This window comes from Microbacterium sp. 1.5R (assembly GCF_007667425.1).
GTDB lineage: Bacteria > Actinomycetota > Actinomycetes > Actinomycetales > Microbacteriaceae > Microbacterium.
On sequence record NZ_VDRC01000001.1, the window covers coordinates 1,672,565 to 1,696,832 of the forward strand.

24 protein-coding genes are annotated in these 24,268 nt (G+C 69.0%); 14 read left to right on the top strand and 10 right to left on the bottom strand.

Features of this window, described 5'->3' with window-relative positions; translation table 11 throughout:
- The first annotated feature begins 62 nt into the window (after positions 1-62).
- The 10 genes from FSY98_RS08060 to FSY98_RS08105 all read left to right on the top strand — a co-directional run bounded on the left by FSY98_RS08060 (position 63) and on the right by FSY98_RS08105 (position 8,330).
- Positions 63-1,409, top strand: coding sequence for a sugar ABC transporter substrate-binding protein (locus FSY98_RS08060; protein WP_222119126.1), 1,347 nt, complete (start codon positions 63-65; stop codon positions 1,407-1,409).
- Positions 1,410-1,441: 32 nt separating this feature from the next.
- Entirely contained in the window at positions 1,442-2,410 is a 969-nt protein-coding gene (locus FSY98_RS08065) for a carbohydrate ABC transporter permease (RefSeq protein ID WP_144875581.1), read from the top strand.
- Positions 2,407-3,240, top strand: coding sequence for a carbohydrate ABC transporter permease (locus FSY98_RS08070; RefSeq protein ID WP_144875582.1), 834 nt, complete (start codon positions 2,407-2,409; stop codon positions 3,238-3,240). Before FSY98_RS08065 ends, FSY98_RS08070 begins: the two co-directional genes overlap by 4 nt.
- A complete protein-coding gene (locus tag FSY98_RS08075) occupies positions 3,237-3,989 on the top strand; it encodes a glucosamine-6-phosphate deaminase (protein ID WP_144875584.1) in 753 nt (250 codons plus the stop codon). Before FSY98_RS08070 ends, FSY98_RS08075 begins: the two co-directional genes overlap by 4 nt.
- On the top strand, positions 3,986-4,888 hold the full coding sequence (locus FSY98_RS08080; RefSeq protein ID WP_144875586.1) for an N-acetylglucosamine kinase: 903 nt from the start codon (positions 3,986-3,988) through the stop codon (positions 4,886-4,888). Before FSY98_RS08075 ends, FSY98_RS08080 begins: the two co-directional genes overlap by 4 nt.
- A 2-nt stretch (positions 4,889-4,890) precedes the next feature.
- Positions 4,891-5,583, top strand: a complete 693-nt coding sequence (locus tag FSY98_RS08085) for an N-acetylmannosamine-6-phosphate 2-epimerase (RefSeq protein ID WP_186307583.1) — start codon at positions 4,891-4,893, stop codon at positions 5,581-5,583.
- On the top strand, positions 5,580-6,590 hold the full coding sequence (locus FSY98_RS08090) for a Gfo/Idh/MocA family protein (protein ID WP_144875590.1): 1,011 nt from the start codon (positions 5,580-5,582) through the stop codon (positions 6,588-6,590). The genes FSY98_RS08085 and FSY98_RS08090 overlap by 4 nt, the downstream gene beginning before the upstream one ends.
- 116 nt (positions 6,591-6,706) lie before the next feature.
- Positions 6,707-7,300, top strand: a complete 594-nt coding sequence (locus FSY98_RS08095; protein ID WP_144875592.1) for a sulfite oxidase-like oxidoreductase — start codon at positions 6,707-6,709, stop codon at positions 7,298-7,300.
- Positions 7,297-8,064, top strand: a complete 768-nt coding sequence (locus FSY98_RS08100; protein ID WP_144875594.1) for an FAD-binding oxidoreductase — start codon at positions 7,297-7,299, stop codon at positions 8,062-8,064. The genes FSY98_RS08095 and FSY98_RS08100 overlap by 4 nt, the downstream gene beginning before the upstream one ends.
- On the top strand, positions 8,064-8,330 hold the full coding sequence (locus FSY98_RS08105; protein WP_144875596.1) for a DUF6510 family protein: 267 nt from the start codon (positions 8,064-8,066) through the stop codon (positions 8,328-8,330). Before FSY98_RS08100 ends, FSY98_RS08105 begins: the two co-directional genes overlap by 1 nt.
- Before the next feature lie 75 nt (positions 8,331-8,405).
- Here the strand turns inward: FSY98_RS08105 and FSY98_RS08110 are convergent, their stop codons facing one another.
- The 4 genes from FSY98_RS08110 to FSY98_RS08125 are packed head-to-tail and all read right to left on the bottom strand — an operon-like array spanning position 8,406 to position 13,717.
- Positions 8,406-10,496 carry a glycoside hydrolase family 2 protein gene (locus tag FSY98_RS08110; protein ID WP_144875598.1) on the bottom strand — a complete coding sequence of 697 codons (2,091 nt, stop codon included), beginning with the start codon at positions 10,494-10,496 and terminating at the stop codon, positions 8,406-8,408.
- A 2-nt stretch (positions 10,497-10,498) separates the two neighbouring features.
- Positions 10,499-11,410 carry a carbohydrate ABC transporter permease gene (locus FSY98_RS08115; protein WP_144875600.1) on the bottom strand — a complete coding sequence of 304 codons (912 nt, stop codon included), beginning with the start codon at positions 11,408-11,410 and terminating at the stop codon, positions 10,499-10,501.
- Between the two features lie 2 nt (positions 11,411-11,412).
- Positions 11,413-12,330: a carbohydrate ABC transporter permease gene (locus tag FSY98_RS08120; RefSeq protein WP_144875602.1), complete on the bottom strand. Its 918-nt coding sequence runs from the start codon at positions 12,328-12,330 to the stop codon at positions 11,413-11,415.
- A 13-nt stretch (positions 12,331-12,343) separates the two neighbouring features.
- Positions 12,344-13,717 carry an ABC transporter substrate-binding protein gene (locus tag FSY98_RS08125; RefSeq protein ID WP_144875604.1) on the bottom strand — a complete coding sequence of 458 codons (1,374 nt, stop codon included), beginning with the start codon at positions 13,715-13,717 and terminating at the stop codon, positions 12,344-12,346.
- Positions 13,718-13,864: 147 nt separating this feature from the next.
- Here FSY98_RS08125 and FSY98_RS08130 point away from each other — a divergent pair, with 147 nt between their 5' ends.
- On the top strand, positions 13,865-14,875 hold the full coding sequence (locus FSY98_RS08130) for a LacI family DNA-binding transcriptional regulator (RefSeq protein ID WP_144875606.1): 1,011 nt from the start codon (positions 13,865-13,867) through the stop codon (positions 14,873-14,875).
- Positions 14,876-14,975: 100 nt separating this feature from the next.
- Here the strand turns inward: FSY98_RS08130 and FSY98_RS08135 are convergent, their stop codons facing one another.
- From FSY98_RS08135 to FSY98_RS08145, 3 genes are all read right to left on the bottom strand, one after another.
- Positions 14,976-15,812, bottom strand: a complete 837-nt coding sequence (locus FSY98_RS08135) for an aldo/keto reductase (RefSeq protein WP_144875608.1) — start codon at positions 15,810-15,812, stop codon at positions 14,976-14,978.
- Positions 15,813-15,879: 67 nt separating this feature from the next.
- Positions 15,880-16,680: a hypothetical protein gene (locus tag FSY98_RS08140; protein WP_144875610.1), complete on the bottom strand. Its 801-nt coding sequence runs from the start codon at positions 16,678-16,680 to the stop codon at positions 15,880-15,882.
- Positions 16,677-17,243, bottom strand: a complete 567-nt coding sequence (locus FSY98_RS08145; RefSeq protein WP_260857319.1) for a mismatch-specific DNA-glycosylase — start codon at positions 17,241-17,243, stop codon at positions 16,677-16,679. The genes FSY98_RS08140 and FSY98_RS08145 overlap by 4 nt, the downstream gene beginning before the upstream one ends.
- A 73-nt stretch (positions 17,244-17,316) precedes the next feature.
- Here FSY98_RS08145 and FSY98_RS08150 point away from each other — a divergent pair, with 73 nt between their 5' ends.
- Entirely contained in the window at positions 17,317-17,793 is a 477-nt protein-coding gene (locus tag FSY98_RS08150; protein ID WP_144875612.1) for a heme-binding protein, read from the top strand.
- A 120-nt stretch (positions 17,794-17,913) separates the two neighbouring features.
- On the opposite strand, the gene FSY98_RS08155 is transcribed toward FSY98_RS08150, so the two are convergent.
- Both FSY98_RS08155 and FSY98_RS08160 read right to left on the bottom strand, forming a co-directional pair.
- Positions 17,914-18,525 carry a hypothetical protein gene (locus FSY98_RS08155; RefSeq protein WP_144875614.1) on the bottom strand — a complete coding sequence of 204 codons (612 nt, stop codon included), beginning with the start codon at positions 18,523-18,525 and terminating at the stop codon, positions 17,914-17,916.
- 881 nt (positions 18,526-19,406) lie between these two features.
- Complete coding sequence (locus FSY98_RS08160; RefSeq protein ID WP_186307584.1) at positions 19,407-19,889, bottom strand: hypothetical protein; 483 nt, start codon at positions 19,887-19,889, stop codon at positions 19,407-19,409.
- A gap of 708 nt (positions 19,890-20,597) precedes the next feature.
- Here FSY98_RS08160 and FSY98_RS08165 point away from each other — a divergent pair.
- Both FSY98_RS08165 and FSY98_RS08170 read left to right on the top strand, forming a co-directional pair.
- Entirely contained in the window at positions 20,598-21,587 is a 990-nt protein-coding gene (locus FSY98_RS08165; protein ID WP_144875618.1) for a 4-hydroxythreonine-4-phosphate dehydrogenase PdxA, read from the top strand.
- Positions 21,584-22,900, top strand: coding sequence for a four-carbon acid sugar kinase family protein (locus FSY98_RS08170; protein WP_144875620.1), 1,317 nt, complete (start codon positions 21,584-21,586; stop codon positions 22,898-22,900). Before FSY98_RS08165 ends, FSY98_RS08170 begins: the two co-directional genes overlap by 4 nt.
- A gap of 43 nt (positions 22,901-22,943) precedes the next feature.
- On the opposite strand, the gene FSY98_RS08175 is transcribed toward FSY98_RS08170, so the two are convergent.
- Entirely contained in the window at positions 22,944-24,095 is a 1,152-nt protein-coding gene (locus FSY98_RS08175) for an ROK family transcriptional regulator (RefSeq protein WP_144875622.1), read from the bottom strand.
- Between the last annotated feature and the right edge of the window lie 173 nt (positions 24,096-24,268).

Here is a 24,268-nt window from a genome sequence, read left to right on the forward strand (position 1 = left end):
TACGTCTACCCTATGGTAATCAAGACCCATCCCGAATGCACCACGTTCCCACGGAGGATTCCATGAGCGCTGCAACACCCGCCCGCTCGCGTGCACCACGGCTCGCCGTCCGAATCGGCGTCGGTTTCGTCGGCATCGCGACGGCAGCCGGAAGCATGACAGCTTGCGCACCGTCCGGCTCCGGCGACGGGGGTGACGGCTCCGGCGTCACCATCAACGTCCTCGCGGAGGACATCTCGTACACCGACAACTGGAAGGAGCTGCTCCCCGAGTTCGAGGAGCAGACCGGCATCAAGGTCAACATCGAGACCGTTCCGTACAGCGACCAGGCGGCGAAGATCCTGCTGAACTTCAGCCAGAAGTCCAGCGACTACGACGTCGTGTTCACCGACAACACGTACGGCACCGGATACTTCGAGTCCGGCTACATCGACGACCTCTCCGAGCACGAGACCGAGGGGGCGGACTTCGTCGGCTTCGACGAGTTCTACCAGCCCTACCTCGCGCCCATGCAGAAGGACGGCGCGACGTTCGGCCTGCCCGTCTACGGCGAGAGCACCTGGCTGATGTACCGCACCGACCTCTTCGAGCAGTACGGCATCGACGGCCCTCCGCAGACGATGGATGAGCTAGAAGCGGCGGCGAAGACGATCAGCGAGGGCTCCGGCGGCGACGTCGCCGGCATCACACTGCGCGGTGCCCCCGGCATCCAGAGCGTGTACCCCTGGGCCGGATTCCTGCGCGCCTTCGGAGGCGACTTCTACGACGGCGACACCCTCGCCGTCGACTCGCCGGAGGCCGTCGAGGCCGCGCAGTTCTGGGCTGATCTGCTGACGGAGTACGGCCCCTCGGGCGTCGGCAACTTCGATTGGGAGCAGAACCGCATCGCCTTCACGCAGGGGAACGCGGCGATGACCATCGACGCCACCGCCAACGGGCCGTTCAACGAGGACACCGAGGCCAGCGTCATCGCCGGCAAGGTCGGATACGCGCCGATTCCCTACGCGATCTCGGACCCGCCCGCCAGCGGCAACACCGACAACTCGCTCAACGTCCACGCTCTGTACCTCAGCTCCTTCTCGCAGAAGAAGGATGCCGCCTACAAGTTCATGGCCTGGGCGACGAGTGAAGATGTGCAGGCGAACGCCGTCGACAACACCGAGGCCGTGGGCGTCACGCTCAACTCGGTGCTGGAGAGCCCGGCCTACGACGAGAAGTACGGAGCCTTCAAGGATGCGCTGCTCGCGCAGCTCGCGACCGGCAACGTCGACTACCTGCCCGCGGGCACCGACGCCAACGCGATCATCACCGAGGTCGGTCAGGCGCTGTCGCGCACCCTGGCCGGAGAGGCGGATGCGAAGGACGCACTGACCGCCGCGCAAGAAGCCCTCTCGGCTCAGCTCGGCTGAGAGAACGAACGCCGGAACGGAAGAACAAGACGATGACGAAGCTCATGACGCCCCCACGTCCCGATGCCGAAGACACAGTCGCGGACCCTCCGTTCCGGCGTTCCCCCCGCCGCACGGCGCTGCGGCCACGGCTCGCTCAGGCGAGCCTGGCGCTGCCGGCGCTGATCGTCATCGTCCCGCTGCTGGTGATCATCGTCATGCAGGGGGCGAACCTCGTCACCCACGCGGAGAACCTTCTCCGCCCGGGGAGCGAGAACATCTTCGTCGGCTGGGACAACGTCACCAGGGCCCTCGCGGATCCCACCCTGCTCGGCTCGGTCCGCGTCACGCTCATCTACGTCGTCGCGGGCGTGGCCATCGAGCTCGTGCTCGGCGTCTCCATCGCACTCGCCCTGCACGGCCGCATCCCGGGCAAGGGAGTGCTGCGCGCACTCATCCTCATCCCGATGGTGCTGACGCCGGTCGTCGCCGGACTTATGTGGCGACTGCTCATGGACCCGACGTCCGGCTTCATCAACTGGTTCCTCGACACAGTGGGCATCGGCGGGCATGCGTTCCTCGCCGACCCGGCGACCGCCCTCGGCGCCGTCATCCTCGTCGAGGTCTGGCAGAACACGCCCTTCGTGGTCATCATCGTGCTGGCCGGGCTCGAGTCGCTCGATCCGTCACCGTTCGAGGCGGCGCAGCTCGACGGCGCAGGCGGGTTCCGGCTGCTGTGGAACGTCACGCTGCCGATGCTCGCCCCGGTGCTGTCGATCGTCGTGCTGCTCCGTGTCATCGACGCCGTGAAGACCTTCGCGATCGTCAACACGATGACGAAGGGCGGACCGGGCACCTCGACCCTCGCCATCAGCAACTACGTCTACCGCCTCGGGTTCGAGACGTTCGACATCGGCTACGCCACCACGGTGGGCGCACTGGTCTCGCTCGTCGTGCTGATCGTCCTGTTCCCCACCGCCACGCGCCTCATGGGCCTGCGAATCTGGAAGGCCCGTCGATGAGAACTCGTCGCAGCATCCTGCACACCCTCCGCGTCGTCGCCGTGTACGTCTTCGTCATCTGGTGCATCCTCCCGGTGGTGTGGCTGGTCAGCACGTCGCTGAAGAGCGACGTCGACGCCTTCAGCCGTGAGCCGGTGTGGTTCTTCGTCCCCCAGTTCGGCAGCTACGTCAGCGCGTGGGTCGACGGCGGGATGGGCCAGGCGATGGTCGTCAGCACCCTCGTCGCCGTCATCAGCAGCGTCGTCGGCATCGTCGTCGGACTCCCGCTCGCGTATCTGACGACGCAGGTGTGGCCGCCCGAGTCGGCGTGGTCGGCCCGGGTGACGCTCGCGATCCTGCTGCTGACGACGGTTCCGCCCGTGCTGACGCTGACGCCCTTCTACCGGGCCTTCTTCGGGATCGGTCTGACCGGCAACCCCGTCGGGCTGACGATCGTGCACTCCTTCTACGCGATCCTCCTCGCCGTGCTCATCTTCCGCTCCTTCCTCGTCGCCTTCCCGCGCGAGATACGGGAGGCCGCCATGATCGACGGTCTCGGCGAGTGGCGCACCCTGTTCCAGTGCGTGCTCCCCAACGTGTGGGGTGCGGCGTTCGCGACGTTCGTGCTCGCGCTCATCCAGTCGTGGAACGAGTTCCTCTACGCGCTCGTGCTGACCAGCGGCGACAGCCAGACGGTGCCGGTCACGATCGCCGGGTTCCTCAGCTTCTTCGGCACCAACTGGGCCCGCCTCACCGCCGCCGGCGTCATCGGCGCCCTGCCGATCGTCATCTTCGCCATTCTCGTGCGCAAGCACATGGCTCGCGGCCTCTCGTTCGGAGGCGTGAAATGACGCTCACCGCGCAGCGCCGAACGGTCACGGCGACCTACCCCAGCGCGGCCGCCGCGGCATCCGCAGCAGTCGACGTCATCGATGAGCTCCTGCGCGCCGGTGCGCTCCGCAACCTGGGCGTCGCGACCGGGTCGTCGCCGAGCCCCGTCTACCGCGAGATGGCGCGGCGCCGGATCGACCTCTCCGCCGTGACGCTGTTCGCGCTGGACGAGTACATCGGGCTGCCGGCCGGCCACCCCGAGACCTACCGCGCCGTCGTCGAACGCGAGATCGCCGAGCCGCTCGCCGTACCGCGCGCACGAGTCCATCTGCCCGACGGCGACGACCCGGAGGCGTACGACGACCTCATCGCCGCCCGCGGCGGCATCGACCTGCAGATCCTCGGCATCGGCCGCAACGGCCACATCGGATTCAACGAGCCGGGGTCGTCGTTCGACTCGCGCACGCGCGTCGTCGACCTCGACGCATCGACTCGTGCGGCCAACGCCCGCTTCTTCGACGATCCGGACGACGTGCCGCGTCGCAGTGTGACGCAGGGCATCGGCACGATCCTGGAAGCCCGCCGCCTCATCGTCGTCGTGTCAGGCGCTGAGAAGGCCGCCGCCGTCGCCGCGGCCATCGACGGGCCGCGCACCGAGGCGATGCCCGCCAGCGTCCTCCGAGAGCATCCCGATGTCACGTGGCTCCTCGACGAGGCCGCCGCCTCGCACCTCTCCTCCCGCTCCCTGCGCGACAGGGTCGGCGCATGAGCGGCACCCTCGCGGTCGACATCGGGCAGACCGGCCTCCGCCTCCGCCTAGACGGCGGCGACGTGATCGGCGCACCGATCGGCGTCACGGCGCTGACCGACGGCGACCAGGTGCGCGCGCTCGCCCAGCGGATCGTCGACCGGATGCCGGCGGGGGCGCGCCTGGAACGCATCGGTGTGGGGCTCTCGGGATTCGTGGAGGGGTCGGACGCGCCGGCGGCGCTCGCCGCGAGGCTGCAGGGCTCACTCGGCGCCCACAGCGTGGTGGTCGCGGCGGATGCCGTGACGGCGTTCCTCGGCACCGTGGGCGCACGTCCCGGGACGGTCGCGATCTGCGGCACGGGTGTCGCCGCCCTCGGGATCGGCGTCGATGCCGCGCCCCGGCGCATCGACGCCCGCGGGTACCTGCTCGGTGACTTCGGGAGCGGCTTCTGGATCGGTCAGAAGGGGCTGCAGGCCGCCCTCGACGCCCAGGAGGGGCGCGGAGAGCCGACGAGCCTCGCCGACCGGAGCGGCCGTCTCGGCTCGGCATCCGACATCTATCTCCAGGCGATGGCATCGACACCGCCGCCGAAGTTCGTGGCCGAGTTCGCCCCGGATGTGCTGGAGGCTGCGACCGACGGAGACTCCGTCGCCCTCGACATCGTGCGCGCCGCCGCCGCCGAGCTCGCCCGCACCATCCGGGCCGCGCGCATCTCCGCCGGACCCGTCGGACTGACGGGCGGCCTCGTTCGCGCAAGCCTGTTCGTCGACGAGGTCCGTGCAGCCCTCGACCGCGCCGATGTGCCGACCGATGGGTTCCTGGTGCGTGCCGACGCGGCGCTCGACGGCGCTGGTGTCATCGCGGAAGACGTGAGTATCCGATCGGCATTCGCCGGTCTCATCGCAGTGAAGGAGTGAGAATGCTCGACCTCGAGACGCTACGTGGACGCCTCATCGTGTCCTGCCAGGCGCCGGACGGGTCGCCGTTGCGCGATCCCGGAATCATCGCCGCCATCGCCGAGGCCGCGGTGCTCGCGGGCGCTGCCGCTGTGCGCATCAACAGCGCAGAGCACGTCGCAGCGGTGCGGTCGCGCGTCGACGTGCCCATCGTCGGCCTCGAGAAGGTCGTCGCCGACGGCGTCCAGTGGATCACCCCCACGGTCGACCGCGCGAAGGCGCTCCTCGATGCCGGGGCGGACATCGTCGCCCTGGACGCGACCCTGCGCGTCAAGGGGGAGTTCCCGCTCGTGGACACGCTGCTCCCCGCCGTCCGCGAACTCGGCGCCCCCGTCATGGCCGACATCGACGGGTTCGAGGCGGGCGCGCACGCCGCCGACCTCGGCGCAGAGCTCGTCGGCACGACGCTCTCGGGATACACGAGCGTCCCCCAGAATCGCAGCGGCGACCCCGACATCGCCCTCGTCGCCCGGCTCGCCGCCCTCCCCACGCCGGTCATCGCCGAGGGGCGGATCAAGTCGCCCGACGAGTTGCGCGCCGCGTTCGAGGCCGGCGCGTTCGCGGTCGTCGTCGGAACATCCATCACCGAGCCGATGGCGCTGACCAAGCGCTATCTGGCCGCCGTACCCACGCTCACGAAGGGAGCATCAGCATGACCACCAACATCGCCGTCGTCGGCGCCGGCCGCATGGGCCAGGTGCACTGCCGGATCGTCGCGGAAAACCCGCGCGCGGCACTCGCCGCGATCGTCGACCCGTTCGAGGAGAGCGGACGCCGCGTCGCGGAGCAGTACGGGGCCCCGTGGTACCCGACGCTCAGCGCGGCGCGGGAGGCCGTCGCTCTCGACGGCGTCATCATCGCCGTACCCGACAGGCTCCACGTCGGGGTCACGGTCGAGGCGCTGGAGGCCGGGCTGCACGTGCTCGTCGAGAAGCCGCTCGCCGACACCCTCGACGGAGCGCGCACGATCGCCGATGCGGCAGCGGCGGCCACCGAGTCCAAGGTGCTCGTCGGTCATGTGCTGCGTCACGACCCCCGCTTCCGCTCGGCGGCGAAGACCGTCGCCGCCGGCGCGGTCGGAGACCCCGTCCACTTCCGGGCCGCGCGCATCGTGCCCCGCAGCGTCGGCTTCGCGAACAACGGCGCGTCGCCGATCTACATGTACCAGGGCATCCACGACATCGACCTCGTGCAGTGGATCGCGGGCAGCCCCATCGTGCGGGTCTCGGCGACCACGGCCGCCAAGGTGCTTCCGGCCGCGGGCAAGGAGGGCGTCGACGTCGCCCTCATCCTCGCCGAGCTCGAGAACGGCGCGATCGGCACGATCGAGATCTCCTGGGTGCTGCCCGAGTCGACGCCCAGCGGACTCGCCTCGCAGTTCGACCTGTACGGCACCGACGGCAACATCAAGGTGGACGTCACCGCGGAGGGCATCTCCCTCGACACCCTCGACGACTTCCGGCTGCCCAACACGATGCTCGATCCCGAGCTCGACGGCCGCCTCGAAGGCGTGGTCCCGCAGCAGTTCGACTACTTCCTGCAGATGGTGGAGTTCGACCTGCCGAGCCGCATCGGCATCGACGAGGCGGTCTCCGCCGCGCGCGTCCTCGACGCCATCGACGAGTCGCTGCGCACCCGGACCTGGGCCGAGGTCGATCGCTGACACGGGCTCTGCCGCAGCGGGCCCCCAGATGACCGGGGGCCCGCTGTCGTGTCGCCCTTGCACGGAAGCGGTATATCGGACCATGCTGGCGCCATACGCACGGGAGGAGACGACGGATGGCTGTGATCTCGCGAGGGTTCGGCGGGCGACGACGTGAGAGCGATCCGAACCTGCCACCCGGGCAGTACCTCACCGAGGACTTCCCCGTGCTCTCCGCCGGCCCCACACCGCGGATCGAGACGTCGGAGTGGAGCTTCGGCATCCGCGACGAGAACGGCGCGGTCGCCTCGTGGACCTGGGATGAACTGCACGCGCTGTCCGTCGAGGACGTGCACACCGACATCCACTGCGTCACGCGCTGGTCGAAGCTCGGCACGAACTGGCGCGGGGTCTCACTCGACACGCTCCTCTCGGAGATCGACACCGGAGCGTCGTACGCGATGGCCCACTCCTACGGCGGATACACGACGAACATCCCCCTCGACGACCTGCTCGGCGGCAAGGCCTGGATCGCGTCGGAGTTCGAGGGCGAGCCGCTCGACCCCGAACACGGCGGCCCCGCTCGGCTCATCGTGCCGCACCTCTACTTCTGGAAGAGTGCGAAGTGGGTCAGGGGACTCACGCTCATGGACGACGACGCCCCGGGGTTCTGGGAGCAGAACGGCTACAACATGCACGGCGACCCCTGGACCGAGGAACGCTACTGGTGATCGTCGCCGGATGGCACCCGGCGCGCGTGACGGGGGTCACGCGGCAGACGACGTCTGCGCGCAGCATCCTGCTCGATGTCGCCGACTGGCCCGGCAATGACCCGGGGCAGCACATCGACGTGCGGCTCACCGCCGAAGACGGCTACCAGGCCGTGCGGTCGTACTCGCTCGCTTCGTCGGGGGCGTCGACGGTCATCGAGCTCGGGGTCGACGAGATCCCCACGGGCGAGGTCTCGCCCTATCTCGTGCGCGACGTGATGGTCGGCGACGAGCTCGAGGTGAAGGGACCGCTCGGGCGGTTCTTCGTCTGGAGGCCCGAGCAGGAGGGCGCCGTGCAGCTGATCGCCGGCGGGTCGGGCATCGTCCCGCTCGTCGCGATGGTCCGCGCGGCGCAGGCGGCGGGGGTCGGTGCGTCGATGCGTCTGCTCTACTCCGTGCGCAGCGCGGACGACGCGATGTTCGGCCCGGAACTCGGCGGCGGTGCCGCGGCTGCCGGTGGGGCCGCGGCGGCCGCCGCTGCCGGTGGTACCGCCGCGGGCGTCGACGTGCGATGGGCGTACACGCGCTCGGCTCCCGAGGGATGGAACGGCAGGGCGGGCAGGCTCGACGCGGATGCCGTCGCCGTCGCCGTCTGGCCGGCGGATCAGCGTCCGCTCGTCTTCGTCTGCGGGCCGACCGGGTTCGTCGAGCACGTGTCGAGGATCCTCGTGCAGCTCGGCCACGACCCCGACCGCGTGCGCACCGAGAGGTTCGGAGGCAGCTGATGAACCGACGTCATCCCGCCATGACGGTCGACGGCAACGCGATCGCCGGTCAGGTGCTCGACATCCTCGGCATCGACGTCACGGCGCTCCACGGCACGTGCGACGGATGCGGGTGCGACGCGTGCCTGGCCGAGGCCGTCGTGGAGATCGACACCAGCGCCGCCATCGTGCGGTGCCGCACGTGCACACGCACGCTGTTCACGGTGCTGCACGCCGACCCGACGCCACGACTCGTGTTCGGCAGCCTGCGGTCGCTCAGCGGCTGACAGTGCGGCGGCTGAGCGACCGGGGGCTGAGCGACCGTGGCGGCTCAGCGATCGAGGCGGCTGAGAGACCGTGGTTCAGGCGCCCGAGAGGTCGTCCGCCCGTGCTCCGCGCCGGTTCGGCTCCTCGACCGCGGCGGCGTCGAGGAACGACCTCGCCACGACCGATCCCGTCGCATCCTCCGCCCACAGCAGCAGGCGGGCCGCCCGCTCGGAGGCGGGAACGGTCATCGACGTCGCCTCCGACAGGGTGAAGGGCGAGACGAGGAGCGGGTCGGAGCTGAACTGCGCGGAGACGGGGTCGGTCGTCGGGGTGCCCGCCGATGTCCAGCATCCGTGCAGGGTCACCGCAAGGTCGGCGGAGCCGTGGTGAGACACCCTGACTCCGAGGGTGAACGACTGCACGGGGGTCGCGAGGTCCGCCCCCGCGCGCTCGGGGACGAGGTCGAGGACGAGCACCGTCTCGGCATTGACGTCGGCGGGAACGCATCCGCCCCAGTCCTTCGTCTCGCGATGCTCGGTGAGGAGCCCGGCGCACTCGTGCTCGACATCGGCGAACTCGGTGTAGACGTATCCGGCGTAGCGGTCGTGACGTCGGAGCTCCTGGGTCTCCCAGCGGAGGTGCCACGCCCTTTCCAGGCTGGTGAATCCCTCGCCGTACTCGCTGTTCACGATCGGCACGCCGGCTCGGGGGAAGTCCGTCGACCCGTAGAACGACTTGTCGACGACGAAGTCCGGACCGAGGCGCACGGGGAAGGATTCGCGCGCACCGGCCGCCAGGTCGGCGACGGCCTGCTTCCACGTCGCGATGTCGGGCTCGTAGTAGTGCCAGTCGACGAGGTCGCTCTTGACGTGCGCCCATCCGGAGTTCTCGACGATCGGCCGGGTGTCGTCGAGTGCGCGGAGCAGGTCGTAGGCGCGCACTGCCGCGTCGGCACGCGCCGAGCTGCCGGGGATGTCCCAGTCGAGCCCCCATTCCTCGTTGTACAGCCCCCAGATGACGATGCTCGGGTGATTGCCGTCGCGCTCCACCATCGCGGGCAGCTGCGCGTCGAACGCCGAGGCCGCCTCGTCCGAGAACCGACTCGGGCAGGCGGGCTCGGCCCAGACGAGCATGCCGGTGACGTCGGCCTCGTGCAGCCACAGCGGGTCCTCGAACTTCAGATGCTTGCGCACGAGGTTGTACCCGAGCTCGCGCGCGAGGGCGATGTCGCGCCGCAGCGCCTCCGCGTCCGGCGCCGTCAGGCCGCTGCCCGGCCAGTAGCCCTGGTCGAGCACACCCCGCATGTAGAAGCGAGAGCCGTTCAGCACGAGCTGCTCGCCGCGGGTCTCGATGCGCCGCAGTCCGGTCGTCGCGACGACGCGGTCGGCCCGCTCGTCCGAGCCCACCGAAATCTCCACACGGTAGAGGTGCGGGTCTTCGGGCGACCAGAGTCGTGGACGGTCGAGCTCGATGCGCGCAGTGGCGGCGCCCTCGGCATCCGTCGTCATCTCGACCGATTCCGTTCCGCACCGCGCCACCACGACGGCACCCGCGACGGCATCCCCGCTGAGGGCGACGGCGACGTCGATTCCGGTCAGGCTGTCGCCGCGGAGCACGACGGACCGCGCGTAGGTGCGCCCCCGGGCCTCCAGCCACACCGACTGCCAGATGCCGGACGTGGGGGTGAACGAGACGCCGTCGTAGTCGTCGCGGGGGATGGAGCGCTGCTTGCCGTGCGCGATGGCCCGCTTGTCGGCCGGAGCTTCGACCTCGACACTGAGTTCCGAGGCGATCCCCGGTACGACGAACTCGGTGATGTCGAGCTCGAACGATTCGTAGCCCCCGATGTGCTCGCCCACCGCACCGCCGTCGATGCGCACGATCGCGCGGTGGTGCACGGCGCCGAAGCTGAGCACCACGCGGTGCCCGCTCCAGTCCGACGGCACCACGATCGAGCGACGGTAGGTGGCGCGTTCGAGCCATGTGCGCCGGATTCCCGACGCCTCGGTCTCCCAGGCGAACGGCACGGTGATCGAGGAGCGGATGCCGTCGGCCTCGAAGTCCCATCGACCGTTGAGCGTCAGCCATCGCTCGGAGCGGTCGCGGTCGGGCCGCGGGTACTCGGGGCGGGGGACGGGGTCCGCATCGAACGACGATGCGGGAGGGGAGGTGAGGGAGAGGGACACGTTCAGCCTTTCACGCTGCCGGCGAGGATGCCGTTGATGAAGTGACGCTGGAGCACGATGAAGAGCACCAGCAGGGGGATGAGAGCGACCGAGCTCGCCGCGAGGAGTTCGCCGGTGACGGTCGCGTAGTCGGCGCCGATCCGGTTGCCGGTGATGTTCTGCGCCAGGGTCGAGAGCACGACCTGCAGCGTCGCCATGCGCTCGCTGCTCGCCACGATCACCGGCCACACGAAGTCGTTGTAGATGTTCATGATCGTGAGCACGGCGAGACCCGCGAGGCCCGGACGGATGACGGGCACGACCACGCGCCAGAAGATGCCGAACTCGCTGCATCCGTCGACGCGCGCCGCGTCGAGCAGTTCGTCCGGCACAGCGCTGATGACCTGCCGCATCCAGAAGATCGCGAACGCGTCGACGGCCCCGGGCAGGATGAGCGCCTGATAGGTGTTCACCCATCCGAGCGTCTTCATCTCGAGCAGCAGGGGGATGATCAGCACGATCGTCGGCAGCATGAGCGTGATGAGCACGGCGCCGAAGATGACGTTCTTGCCGATGAACTGATACTTCGCGAACGCGAAGGCCGCGAGCGGGGCGAAGAACAGCGTGATGCCGCCCTTCACCACGAGCACGACCGCCGTGTTGAGGAACCCGTGCAGGATCGGCACGTCTTCGAACATGGCGGTGAAGTTATCGAGCGTGAACGTGGTCACGTCGAAGCCCAGCGGATCGCGGACGATGTCGTTCGGCTGCTTGAACGACGAGACGAGCGCCCAGACGACGGGTGCCAGGAACGCGAACAGCAGCAGCATCAGGAAGACGTGGGAGCCGATCGCCGGCCGCGCGGCGCGCGGGCGGCGCTCGGGAGAGGTGGATGCCGCAGCCTGTGCGGTCGGCCGGAGGAGGGTGTCGGTCATGATCAGTCCTTGGCTCGCAGCATCCGCACGAAGAAGAGCGAGAGCACCATCACGAGGATGACGAGCAGGAACGAGTTCGCCGCCCCGGTGCCGAGGTCGCCCCGGGTGATGTGGTTGTAGAGGTAGTACCCGGCGGTGGTCGTCGAGTTGTACGGACCGCCCTGGGTCACCACGAACGGTTCCGCGAACATCTGGAACACCGCGAGGGTCTGCAGCACGACCGCGAACATGATCGTGCGGCGCAGCAGCGGCACCGTGATGCTCCACAGCTGCCGGATGCGGGAGGCCCCGTCGAGGTCGGCGGCCTCGTACAGGGAGCTGTCGATGGACTGCAGCCCCGAGAGCAGGATGATCACGATGAATCCGGTGGTCTTCCACAGGAACAGCAGCGCGAGCGTGGGCTTCGCCCAGGCGCTCGTCGTCAGCCACCCGATGTCGGGGATGCCGAACACCCCGAGGACCGCGTTGACCGCGCCGTACTGCTGGTCGAACAGCACCACCCAGATCTGCGCGACCGCGACGAGCGGGGTCACGAAGGGCACGATGAACGCGACCCGGTAGAGGCCGCGCAGTCGCAGTTTCGCTGAATTCAGCAGCACCGCTACGACCACGCCGAGCGCGATCTGGACCGGCACGATCAGCAGCCACAGCACGGCGGAGTTGCCCAGCGACGCCCAGAAGGCCTCGCTGCCGAGCAGATACGTGTAGTTGCCCCAGCCCACCCACTCCGCGGTGCCGGCGCCGCGCCAGTTCGTGAAGCTCAACCGCGCCGTGAAGATCAGCGGATAGACGCTGAAGGCGAGGAAGATCACCACGAACGGCAGGACGAAGAGATAGGGCGCCGAGCGGCGTCTCAGCGTCGCCGCGCCGAGGCGACGGGCGCCCCGGGGCGCCGCGGAGGGGAGGGTGGAGGTCGTCATCTCGGAGTGCCCGTCACTGCCTGTCGACGAGGTTGGTCTGGATGCCGTCGGTCGAGGTGGTGAGCACTTCGGCGGGCGTCAGGTCGCCGTCGAGCATCTTCTGCAGGTCGTTGCCGAGGTAGTCCACCGCGCCTCCCCACCACGCCGGGATCGCGGTGCCGCTGGGGATCTGCGCCCCGGCCGCGGTCGCCACAGCCCAGAGGTCTTGACCACCGAGAGCGTCGATCGGCTCGAAGAGCGGCTTCGAGGGGTCGGCCGCGGGCGAGTACGCGGGGATCGAGGTGTTCAGCCCGGTCGGATAGATGTCGTTGACCCCCCAGACCGCGCTGTAACCGGCCTCGTCGTACATGAGGTACTCGTAGAACAGCCAGGCGAGGTCGGCGTTCTCGCCGTCCTTCGGCAGCACGAACGACGAGCCGCCCATCGCGCCGCTGCGTGCGCCGCCCTCCTCCCAGGCGGGGAGTTCCATCGCGCGCCAGTCTCCGCTCGTCTCGGGCAGCAGCTGCTGTGGGGCGAAGTCGAACCAGATCGCCCACGGGTAGAACACCTGGTTCCCGTTCTCGAGCTCGGCGATGTCGGTCGGGGTCAGATACTCGGCGCGGGTACCGAGGCCCTCGGTCTGCACGGTGTCGAGGAACGTGAGGATCTGCTCGTACTCGGGGCTGTCGAGGCGCAGTTCGCCCGCCGAGTCGGCGATCGACGTGCCCAGCTGGCTCGCGTACATCTCGAGCTGCAGCTGACCGAGGAACGCGCTCTGTTCGAGATGGATGGGCTTCGCCGATGGGACGGCGGCCTGATACTCCTTGGCGGCGGCCAGCAGATCGTCGTAGGTCTCGATGGTCGTGGCGTCGATGCCGGCGGCCTCGAGCGCGGTGGCGTTGTAGTAGAGCAGGCCGGGGTTGAGGTCGAACGGCACACCGTAGATGCCGTCTCCGACGGTGGTCGCGTCGATCTTCTGCGGCGCGATGTCGTCGATGTACGGCTCGAGCACGTCGGTCACGTCCCAGAGATGCTCGGCGAAGCCGCCCACCAGCGCGTCGTCGAGGAACACGCCGTCCGGCACGTCCGATCCCGTTACGAGGGTGTTCTGCAGCTTGGCGTTGATGTCGACCGCCTCATGGTTCACCGTGATGCCGGGGTACTTCTTCTCGAAGTCGTCGATCACGGCGTCGAACACCTCGTACAGGTCGCCGGAGCGATCCCAGATGGTGATCTCGCCTTCGGGCTGCGCGTCGGACGGCGCCTGCAGGCGGTCGGACGCCGTCTCGTCGCCGGCGTCGGCGCCCCCTGCGATGTCGGGGCCGCAGGCGGTGAGGACCAGGGCGGCGACGGCGATGCCACCGCCGACGGCGAGGCGGAGACCGCGCCGGTTCGGGTTGCGGTTCATGGACACTCCTTCGTGTGTGGAACAACGGGTGAGGCTGTGCGTGCGTCTGGCCCCGCCGAGGTCGTCTGGTCTGATCCTCGTCGCGTTTGCCAACGTATGCAAACAGTAACCCAACTTTGCACACGTTGCAAACGATAGAATGCGAGGATGCCGGCCACACTCCGCGACGTCGCAGAACGTGCACAGGTGTCGATGCGCACCGTGTCGAACGTGGTGAGCGGCTACACCCACGTCAGTGAACGCATGCGCGCCAAGGTGCTCGCGGCGATCGAAGAACTCGACTACCGCCCGAACCCCGTCGCCCGCACATTGCGCACCGGACGCACGGGGATGCTGGCGCTGGTCGTGCCCGAGATCGACGTCCCGTACTTCAGCGAACTCGCGCGCGACGTCATCGACGCCGCCGCCGAGGTGGGCTACCGCGTCATGATCGATCAGACGGGCCACGACCACGAGCGCGAGCGGCAGCTGCTCACCGGCGACGACCGCACGATGCTGTTCGACGGGCTGCTGTTCAGCCCCCTCGTCACGAAGACCGAGCTGCTCGACATGCACGGTTCGATGCGCATGCCCCTCATACTGCTCGGCGAGCACGAGTTCGACGGGCGTTACGATCACGTGGCCATCGACAACGTCGCCGCTGCGTGCGACGCCGTCGATCATCTCATCGCCATCGGACGCACGAAGATCGCGGCGATCGGCTCTCAGCCGCAGGAGGAGTACGCGACCCCGCTGCAGCGCTCGGCGGGGTACGACGCAGCGCTGGCGGATGCCGGGATGCGTCGCCGGGCGGACTACATCAGGACCGCCGCGCATTACAGCCGCAGCGACGGCTACGCCGCAGCCCAGGCCCTGCTCGCGCTCCCCGAGCCCCCCGACGCGATCTTCTGCTTCTCCGACCTGCTCGCGATCGGCGCGATGCGGGCGGTCTTCGATGCCGGGCTGCGGGTCCCCGACGACATCGCGGTGATCGGCATCGACGACGTCGAGGAGGGGCGTTTCGCGCGGCCGTCGCTCAGCACGATCTCCCTCGACACCCCGTTCATCGCCCGCGAGTCGGTCCGCCGCATCCTCGCTCGCATCGACGACCCCGACCTCGAGGCGACCGAGATCGTCGCGCCGCACCGACTCATCGTGCGCGAGAGCACGACCGGCTGACGAGGAACCGGATCACCACCCCACCCCGGCATACACGAGGGGCGGATGCCGGGCGTCCACCCGGCATCCGCCCCTCGCTGTCAGCGGTGCGGTCGCTCGCTCAGTTGAACTCGAGCGGGTGCGAGCCGACGCGGCCGGAGCCGTCGAGCGGGTCGAGACCGTCGATCGCCGCGATCTCGGCATCCGTCAGCTCGAAGCCGAACACGTCGAAGTTCTGCTGCATGCGCTCCTTGCGGCTGGACTTCGGGAAAACGATGAAGCCCTTCTGCAGGTGCCAGCGGATCACGGCCTGCGCCGGGGTGACGCCGTGCGCCTCGGCGGCCTGCGCCACCGCCGGGTTCTCGAACAGCGGGTACTTGCCCTGGCCGAGCGGGCCCCACGACTCGATCTTCGTGCCGTTCTTCTCGGCCCAGTCGAGCACGTCGCGCTGCTGGTACGCCGGGTGCAGCTCGATCTGGTCGATCGCGGGCACCTCGCCGGTCTCGGCGACCAGGCGGTCGAGGTGCTCGGGGAGGTGGTTCGAGACGCCGATCGAACGCGAGAGGCCGGCGTCGCGGATCTCGATGAGCTTGGTCCACGCGTTGACGTAGGTGTTCTTCTCGGGGGTGGGCCAGTGCGTCAGGTACAGGTCGACGTAGTCGAGGCCGAGCTTGTCGAGGCTCTCGCGGATCGCCTCGTGCGGCTGCTCGCCGGACTGGCGGTCGTTCCAGAGCTTCGTCGTGACGAACAGCTCGTCGCGGGGGATGCCGCTCTTCGCGATCGCGGCGCCGACACCCTCCTCGTTCTTGTAGATCGCGGCGGTGTCGATGTGGCGGTATCCGACCTCGAGGGCCTCGGTGACCGCCTTCTCGGCCTCGTCGGCAGGTACGAGGAAGACGCCGAAACCCAGCTGGGGGATGGAGTGGCCGGAGTTCAGGGCGATGGTGGGAACAGTCATGAGTCCAGCCTAGAAGTCCGGTCGACCGCGCGGCTCGGACGTTGACATCTGCACGCGTAGGGCGTAATCATTCCGCCGCGGGTGTGCGGTCGGCGCGCACCTCGACCGTGTCGCCGCGCAGCGTGAACTTCAGAGACGTGCCGTCCGGATAGCGGTCGCGCAGGGAGTCGGGCGAACCGGAGGCGACGGTGAACTGCAGGGATGCCGGGAACGCGCCCGCCGAGCATCCCATGCCGAGACCCATGATGGATCCGCCGGCGGAGTCGAGCATCTTGGTCGACAGGGCCATGAGGCAGCGCTGGTCGTCGATCTCGGTCCAGCCCTCGTTGCGCACGAAGGTGACGCCGAAGTAGTCCTCGAAGAGGACGGAACCGGCGGTCTGCTCGCCGAGGGAATCCCACCAGACGCCGTCCTGATCCACGCCGATCGTGTCGACGACGCCCGGTTCGGCCGGGCGAGCGGCGGCGGTCACGGACGCGGCGACGGATGCCGAGGCGGCCGCGGCGATCGCGACGGCCGCGCACGAGGCGATGATCCAGGCGCTCCGCGGCGGCTGGCCGAAGAGTCCCTGTCGACGCGCGGATCCGGGTGCTGCACCGCTGCCCTCTGGCCGATCGGGGGAGCCGGTCGGGGCGGCTGTCGTGGGCGAGGCGGGCACGCCGGTCGCTCCCGTGGCGCCATGCGCGGTGGGGGGTGGGAGCGGTGCAGGTGCGGGCGCCGTGGCGGACGCGGGCGATGAGGGCGTGGGTTGTGCGGGTGTCTCGAGGTCGGCGAGGCGCCGCATGGCCTCGGGGTCGCGTGCGATGTCGGCATCCCGCCCGTACGCCCGCGACTGCAGGGCGCGGAGCTCGGCATCCGTGTCGGTCATCGTCCGCCGCCCTCTCCGTCGAGGATGCCGGCGGCGACGGCCGCCTCGCGGAAGGCGGTGGCGAGGTCGGCGAGTGTGGATCCGGCGTTCAGCCCGCTCGGGTTCGGCAGTACCCGCAGCTCCGCCCCGCCGAGCGACTCCTCCTGCACGCCCTGACGTGCCTTCCGGCGCCCGAAGCCGGTGCGGTAGGCGCCGATGCCGAGCATCGCGACCACCGAGAGGTCGTACTCCGCGACGAGGATGCGCAGGTCGTCGACGGCGGCGACGAGCTCTTCGGGGGCGAGCTCGTCGGCGGCCCGCGTCGCCCGCTGCACGAGCGTGCTGACACCCACTTCCCGCGCGAGGATGTGCTCGCGATCGTCGGGTGTGAGCCCGTCGTAGGCGTCGACGACCCGGTCGAGGATGCCGGCGGCGTGCAGCGCCTTCCAGAAGCGGTTGCTGCGATGCGCGAAGGGAGCGGCGACCTCGGCCGACCGCAGTCCGGGGTTGATGCCGACGAAGAGCAGCCGTGTGCGCTCGTCGATGAGCGGCGGCATGATCAGAGCGGTGCGGGGATCGGACACACTCGGACTCTACGCCCGCTGGTGGACCGGCAGACTGTGGGGAGCACCCACTGATCGGAAAGGATCGATGACGATGACCGACGATGCATGGCTCGCCCGCCTCGAGGAGGAGCACCTGAGTTTCGAGCTCGACCGGTTCGACCGGGCGGATGCGTGGAGCCTCGGCCGCGCCATCGCCGAGCGCGGGATGGCGGAGTCGGCGCCGATCGCGGTCGACATCCGCACGGCATCCGGTGTGCTCTTCCATGCGTCGCTGCCCGGCGCGACCGCCGACAACGACTCCTGGGTCGCGAAGAAAGCCGCCACCGCGCTGCGCTTCGAGACGAGCACGGCGCTGCTCGAAGCCCGGGTGGCCGCGGGCGGACGGGATCCGATGGAGCCGGGCTGGCTCGACCCCGCGACCTACGCTGTCGCCGGAGGAGCGGTGCCCGTGCGCGTGCGGGGTGTCGGAGTGGTGGCGGTGGCCACGGTGTCGGGGCTGCCGTCGGCCGACGACCACGCGCTCGTCGTCGATGCGTTGCGAGCGCTGGCCGCAGTGCAGCGCACCTGACGGCGCCGGCGGCCGCACTCGGTGGAGTTGCACGATCCTCTGACCCACGAACAGAATCCGGATAACGGTGATCGCGCGGGTACGGTGTGGTCTCGCCCGGCGGATCGGTAAACCTTTCGCCTACCTCGAGCGCAGTTCGGCAGCCGGAGTAGGGGGCGGGATGATGCGCGGCGAGCTGAGGGCGTCGCGTTGCCACTCGAGTTCGCGCCCGAGAACCACGGACCCCGCGAGAATCTGTTGCGTGCGGCTGGAGACGAGTGAATCGTCGATGTGCCCGTGAGACCACTCGACGACGACGCGCAAAGTCAGGTGGGCCCATTCTGTGACGACGCGCACTTGAGGCACTAGCCGCATCACGGGAAAAAGACGCCAAAGCGGAACCCACCGGACTGCCTGCAGTGCGCGCACGATGAGGGGGTTGGCTATCCCGAATGTTTCCGCATGTATCCATTTGCCGAGCCATCTGCTCCGCGGGTCATCGGCTGTATCGAGCGAGTAGGCGACCGCGACGAGAGCACGCAGGTGTCGGTCCCACGACGTGGTTCCGAATCGCTCGGATGTAAGGCCCGCCAGCGCGGAGACGGTGCGGTCGACCAGCGCTTCGGTACGCACGGCCGCTCGATCATTGCGTGCAGCCTTTCGCTCGCTAGCTGCGATCCACACCGAGATCAGTGTGGATATGAGAATCGCCAAGCCGGGTATCAGGACACCGGTGAATAGCTGAACATCCATGTCTTGAGCCTACGGACAGCGCAGCATGGTCCTTCCCCGGGTCGAGTCGGTCGCACCTGCGGTGCAGGCGGGATTGTGCCGCGCTCGTAAGGTCTGTGGAAGCGCCTCCGGCGCATACCGCGGTGGTTGTCGGGGGCCGTTCAGACGGAGTCGCGCAGCCGTGTGGTGTGTCCGCCACCCGCTAGCGACCGGCGTACATCGAGCGGACGCGTGTCGTCGACCAGCCACAGCGTGGCGGTGGCAAACGGTCCAGGCGTTCCTGATTCCAAGACAAAAGAACTTTCTGCCGGGGGGACGGGCGCAGTGCCGGCATGGGACGAGCAAGCGACCTGCCCCGCTTTTCCGACATGCACGCAGCATCATTCCATCGCCGACCGATGGCGAGCTCGCGCGCTCCACGCCTCGCGTCGCCGGCGTCGAGTTCAGAGCCGAGGGGCGCAGGCGCGAAGTTTGCTGCCGCGAGATCACGTTGGAAACGGCAAGCGGGCGGATCGGGTGTGTCGCGGAGAGCTTCACTAACGCGCGCCTCTGCTTCGGCCTCCCGCATGAGTGGTCGGCGGTCAGTGGACGGAAGCTCAAGCTCGAATCGACGCGAGGGTTCGAGCTCGTGCCAGGGCGACCCCAGCGTCAGCCGAGTCCACCCGCCGTGTCCGGCCCGCGGGCTATCGTCGTGATCGGGGTGATAAAGGATCAGCACTCGCGACGCACGGATGGAACGCCGCCGCTCCTCTGTACGACAGTCTCACCGCCCCCTTTACGACCTACGACGTAACGGCCTGTGACCGCGTTGCGCTCGACAGTACGTCCGGAGCGCCGGAGATTCGTCGCAGCCTTCTCAGCAAGCTCTTTCGCGAGCTTCTGTGACTGTTCGCTGTACCCGCTCATCGTTGCCACCACCTCTTGGCCGGTGCTGCCGTCATCGCGTCGTTGATGACGTTTGCCACGCCGATCGCCATTTCATTATCCTCCTCCCTCGCCCATGGCGCATCTATCAGTGAGGTTAGAACCGACAGCCCCATCTCGGATTCACCGCGTTTGGTACTGACCGCCTTCTCGCAAGCCCAGGTGAACCGCCCCCACCACTGCGCAAGATCATCCGCATCTCGCTTTTGACTTCGGTCGCTGCGGGAGTTGTGAAAGGCGATAGCTGCCGCGATACTCGCACCGACAACCGCGAGGCTGCCGCCGAACCCAGCGGAGGTGAGGAACATTCCCCACCACTGCCCATCCGGATACGGCGGCGGGATGATGAGCCCAGTGATCACGCCGACAGCGAGCCCCAGCGTCGCGAATAGCCACCACAACGCCGGCAAGCGCTTCTGTCGAGCCGACGACATAGGTGACTTTGGGTCCGTGCTACTCATCGGGTCAGGCCGCCTCTGCCGTACTGTCGCTGCGGTTGCGAGACCCTGGGGTGCTGCGGTCCCCTGCGCGGCCGTTGAAGGCGCGGTCGGCGGTGTCACTCCTTGTAGCGCGCCTGGTACTCCCGCACTTTCTCGGGACGTCGGTGAGGATGATCATTCGCCACTCCATCGCGTATGCCATCGCTCGTCGATGGCCTCACCGGAGAGGGTAGCGGGCCGGCTTTATGCATATATGCTCCAGGAGGTTTCCGTGGATCGATTCTCGACGCGTCACAGTGGCTGGCAACTCGCGGCTGGTCGCCCCGGAGCGGTCATGCTCGGCGGCTGGCCGACGTCGACGGCCAGGTGCTCGACATGGCCGAGAACGATCTGCCGAGGCCTCATGTCGAAGCGATCCACGCCGAATCTCCGGCGACACCGTTTTCGTCATGACAGACTATGTCGGCCGCACGCGCTTCTTCAAGCGCAGCAACGACCCATCAGCCAGGTGGCTGGGTTCTGAGGCAACGGCCCAGAGCGGGAGATTGTCGAGTGCGCCCAGATCGCGACCTCCCACGATCTCGCCATGCCGTTGTCCGGCGGCGTCGCTTGTGTGATGGAGGGTGAACTTCCGACCGCGGGCACGTCACGACGACAATTTGCTTTCTCCTCCAGCTGTTATGCTTTCTGTGACGAAAAACATAGTCACGTTCCCGCCGGAGGCCCTCAATGACGAATGCACACACGACGCAGCAGCGCAGGACGGTCGCTCTGACCGCTGGCGATCCCTCCGGCGTGGGGCCCGAGCTCCTCGTGCGGGCGATCCAGCGCCGCGCTGAGGGGGAGGGCGACGACCTCCTGGTTTTCGCGTCGGAAAATGAGATCGAGCGCGGGCTGGCTCATGCGGGTCTCGCCGGATGCAGCGCCGAGCTGCGCTCCGCCGCGGGCGTGACGATCCGCGCGCTCGCCGGATACGAAGAGACCCCGGTCGGCGAGGTCAGCGCGCGATCCGGCCGGTGGGCCCTGACCGCGCTGCGCGCCGCTCTCGACGCGGTGCGCGACGGCGACGCGGACGCCCTGGTGTTCGCCCCCCTGAACAAAGCCTCGCTGCATGAGTCGGGCATGGCCGAGTACGACGAGATGCGCTGGTTCGAGAAGCAGCTCGACGCCACCACCGAGGTGTCCGAGCTCAACGCCACGGCGGGCCTCTGGACCTCGCGAGTCACATCGCACGTCCCGCTCCGTGCCGTCGCCGACCTCATCACCGAAGACCGCATCGTGGCGGTCACGCAGCTGCTGCACGACCAGATGACGGCGGCGGGCTACGACCGACCGAAGCTCGCGGTCTGCGCGCTCAACCCGCACGGCGGCGAGAACGGCAGCTTCGGACGCGAGGAGATCGATGTGATCGCGCCCGCCGTCCGGGCGGCAGCGGCGCGCGGTCTCGACGTCGAGGGTCCGTTCCCCGCCGACACGCTCTTCGTCACGGCGAAGCGCCGCGGATACCAGGGGATCGTGACGATGTTCCACGACCAGGGCCAGCTGGCCCTCAAAGCCATGGGCTTCGCCGGGGGAGTGACGGTCGAGGCCGGACTCGGCGTCGCGATCGCCACGCCCGCGCACGGTACCGCGTTCGACATCGTGGGTCGGGGCGAGGCGGACACGGCGTCGATGTTCAACGCCATCGACATCGCCGGCCGGCTCTCCTCGGTCTCGTGACCCCGACCTTCGTCATCCTCGACGACGACCCCACGGGGACGCAGGCCGTCGCCGACGTCCCGGTGGTGACGGTCGCGAATCCCGCCGTGCTGCAGTGGGCGTTCGAGACGTCGCCGCGCGGCTTCTTCGTGCTCACCAACTCGCGCAGCCTCGACGAGTGGACGATGCGCGAGACCATCCGCTCCACCGTGATCGAGGTCCTGTATGCGGCCGCCGGACGCCCGGTGGTCTTCGTCAGCCGCAGCGACTCGACACTGCGCGGGCATATCGTCGCCGAGCCGGAGGCCATCCGCTCCGGCATCCACGCCCTCGGTCTTCCGGTGCCGCCGACCACCGTGCTCGTTCCCGCGTTCCCCCGAGCCGGGCGGGTGACGCGTGGCGGGGTGCACCTGCTCCACGGACCCGATGGCGAGCAGCCCGCCCACCTCTCGCACTACGCGACTGATGCGACCTTCGGCTACTCCACGTCGTATCTGCCCGACCTGGTGATCGACCGATCGTCCGGTGCCCTCACGCCGCAGGACGTCGTCGTGGCGACGCCCGACCGGATCGACGACGCGCTGCGCGAGCAGGTGCCCTGGATCGTCGGCGATGCCGAGGACGACGCCGACCTGCAGGCCATCGTCGCAGCGACTGCGGCCGTCGACCCCGACGGAGCCCAGGTCATCTGGCGCGTCAGCCCCGGCATCCTTCCCGCGCTGCTGGGCCTGCCCGCGAGCGACGAGATGCCGCACGTCGGGGAGCCGCCGCACCATGGGGGGCTCGTCATCGTCGGCTCGCACGTCGCACAGACCACCCGGCAGCTCGAGCGGCTGCTCGTCGACCCCGACACCGCGCTCCTCACCCTCGACGTCGACGCGCTGATCGACGTCGACGACGCGCACATCGACGAGATCGTCGCCCCCCTGGTGTCGGAGGCCGTCGACGCGCTCGCCACGCGACACGTCGTGATCGCGACGGAGCGGACGCTGCGCTCCTGGGACGATCCCGAGCGGAGTCTTGCCTTCGCCAGGACTGTCTCGTCGGCGCTCGTCGCGGTCACGCGCGCGGTGTGTGCGCGGTATCCGGTGGAGTTCGTCGTGGCGAAGGGCGGCATCACGTCGAGCGACATCGTCACCCGGGCGCTTGGTGTGGAGCGGGCCATGGTTCGAGGGCGCGTCGGCGCCGGCATCGTCTGGGAGCCGGTCGACGGTCGCAGCCGCCCTCCCGTCGCGCTCGTTCCCGGCAACATCGGCGACGACGACGGACTCGTCGACGCGGTGCGCGGACTCTCCTACCAGCGGTCGGCGCAGCAGCCGTCAGTCCAGCAGTGACCGTCCCGACGGTCGTCGGTCCTCCGGGCTGGCGGCCGTCGGCCTACCAGCGGTCGTCTGCGGAGTAGTTCTCGATCATCGCCCAGATGGCGACGGATGCCGCGCCGCGCGCCCAGTCGCGCATCGTCGTCGGCGCGACGTCGATGTCGAGCGGTGTGCTCCAGCCGGGGCGCGACTCGGCGATCGCGTCGTTCATCGCGTCTTCGCCCACCTCGGCGATCGCGATCCCCTCGCCGGAGAGGATGAAGCGGGTGACGTACGACAGGGTGGCGATGCCCGCGATGAAGCGCCCGAGGTAGGCGGCCCGCTCGGTGATGACCTGGCGGACGACCGTGTCACCGTCGCGCGCGAGCTCGATGGCCTCGTCGAACGAGAGCACTCGGCCGCTCGCCGCTGACGCGGCGATGGCCACGTTGGTCGACGCGAGATACGCGAGGGCGCTGCCGCGGGGGCCCTCGGGGACCGTCGGGCCGGCCGGGTTGAGGATCATCATGCTCGGCGACGGCGAGGTCGCGTCGAGTTGTCTCACGACGTCTCCGTTGATGACCAGGCCGCAGCCGACGCCGACGCCGACCGTGACCAGGGCGAAGCGGTCGCTGTCGCGGTCGGAGGAGAACAGGTGGTGCGCCACGGTGAGTGCGGTGACGTCGTTCTCGACGACGACGGGGAGCCCTGACACCTCGGTCAGCCGCTCGCCGAGCGCCACGGAGCGCCAGCCGAGACTCCGCGACAGCACGACGGACGAGTGATCGTCGGTGTGGCCGCCGAGCGAGACGCCGACGCTGTGCACTCGCTCGCCCGCGCTGAGGCGGTCGATCAGCACGCCCGCGGCGCGGATGACCTCGTCCGGGTCGGAGGTCGTCAGCGGCTCGTCGAGATGAGCGAGAATCGTCGCGCGCGCGTCGGTGAGCACACCGTGCACGGCGCCCACGGCGATCTTGATGCCTACAAACCGCAGGGCCGCCGACACGTCGAGAGGACGGACGAGCCTGCCATGGCCCGGGTCGGCCACGACGTCGGATTCGACGAGGAGGCCCTGCTCGATGAGGGGCTTCGACAGTCGCGTCATGCTGGCCGGCGAGAGGCCGAGGCGCCGAGCGACCTCGCTGCGCGAGACGGGGCCGTGCAGCACGACGGCGCGGGCGACGGCGCGTGCGGTGTCGATGGTGTGGGTGCCGTTCTCGTTCGTCGCCATAGACCACAGCGTAGTGCTGGAGCATTCCGGGCCGGAATGATCTTCTGGGGCGTGATTACCGCTTCAATACTACCTACGGTGACGGGAGCACCGTTTTACGCGAAGTTACGCGCCTCGCACGGCGCGGATTGACCTGAATGTGTTTTGCGGCAATAATGATGTCTACCGATGGA

Excerpts from the sequence above, each read along its gene's own strand:
- FSY98_RS08060 (WP_222119126.1), top strand. The coding sequence starts at position 63 with ATGAGCGCTGCAACACCCGCCCGCTCGCGTGCACCACGGCTCGCCGTC.
- FSY98_RS08065 (WP_144875581.1), top strand. The coding sequence starts at position 1,442 with ATGACGAAGCTCATGACGCCCCCACGTCCCGATGCCGAAGACACAGTC.
- FSY98_RS08070 (WP_144875582.1), top strand. The coding sequence starts at position 2,407 with ATGAGAACTCGTCGCAGCATCCTGCACACCCTCCGCGTCGTCGCCGTG.
- FSY98_RS08075 (WP_144875584.1), top strand. The coding sequence starts at position 3,237 with ATGACGCTCACCGCGCAGCGCCGAACGGTCACGGCGACCTACCCCAGC.
- FSY98_RS08080 (WP_144875586.1), top strand. The coding sequence starts at position 3,986 with ATGAGCGGCACCCTCGCGGTCGACATCGGGCAGACCGGCCTCCGCCTC.
- FSY98_RS08085 (WP_186307583.1), top strand. The coding sequence starts at position 4,891 with ATGCTCGACCTCGAGACGCTACGTGGACGCCTCATCGTGTCCTGCCAG.
- FSY98_RS08090 (WP_144875590.1), top strand. The coding sequence starts at position 5,580 with ATGACCACCAACATCGCCGTCGTCGGCGCCGGCCGCATGGGCCAGGTG.
- FSY98_RS08095 (WP_144875592.1), top strand. The coding sequence starts at position 6,707 with ATGGCTGTGATCTCGCGAGGGTTCGGCGGGCGACGACGTGAGAGCGAT.
- FSY98_RS08105 (WP_144875596.1), top strand. The coding sequence starts at position 8,064 with ATGAACCGACGTCATCCCGCCATGACGGTCGACGGCAACGCGATCGCC.
- FSY98_RS08115 (WP_144875600.1), bottom strand. The coding sequence starts at position 11,410 with ATGACCGACACCCTCCTCCGGCCGACCGCACAGGCTGCGGCATCCACC.
- FSY98_RS08120 (WP_144875602.1), bottom strand. The coding sequence starts at position 12,330 with ATGACGACCTCCACCCTCCCCTCCGCGGCGCCCCGGGGCGCCCGTCGC.
- FSY98_RS08125 (WP_144875604.1), bottom strand. The coding sequence starts at position 13,717 with ATGAACCGCAACCCGAACCGGCGCGGTCTCCGCCTCGCCGTCGGCGGT.
- FSY98_RS08130 (WP_144875606.1), top strand. The coding sequence starts at position 13,865 with ATGCCGGCCACACTCCGCGACGTCGCAGAACGTGCACAGGTGTCGATG.
- FSY98_RS08135 (WP_144875608.1), bottom strand. The coding sequence starts at position 15,812 with ATGACTGTTCCCACCATCGCCCTGAACTCCGGCCACTCCATCCCCCAG.
- FSY98_RS08140 (WP_144875610.1), bottom strand. The coding sequence starts at position 16,680 with ATGACCGACACGGATGCCGAGCTCCGCGCCCTGCAGTCGCGGGCGTAC.
- FSY98_RS08150 (WP_144875612.1), top strand. The coding sequence starts at position 17,317 with ATGACCGACGATGCATGGCTCGCCCGCCTCGAGGAGGAGCACCTGAGT.
- FSY98_RS08155 (WP_144875614.1), bottom strand. The coding sequence starts at position 18,525 with ATGGATGTTCAGCTATTCACCGGTGTCCTGATACCCGGCTTGGCGATT.
- FSY98_RS08160 (WP_186307584.1), bottom strand. The coding sequence starts at position 19,889 with ATGAGTAGCACGGACCCAAAGTCACCTATGTCGTCGGCTCGACAGAAG.
- FSY98_RS08165 (WP_144875618.1), top strand. The coding sequence starts at position 20,598 with ATGACGAATGCACACACGACGCAGCAGCGCAGGACGGTCGCTCTGACC.
- FSY98_RS08175 (WP_144875622.1), bottom strand. The coding sequence starts at position 24,095 with ATGGCGACGAACGAGAACGGCACCCACACCATCGACACCGCACGCGCC.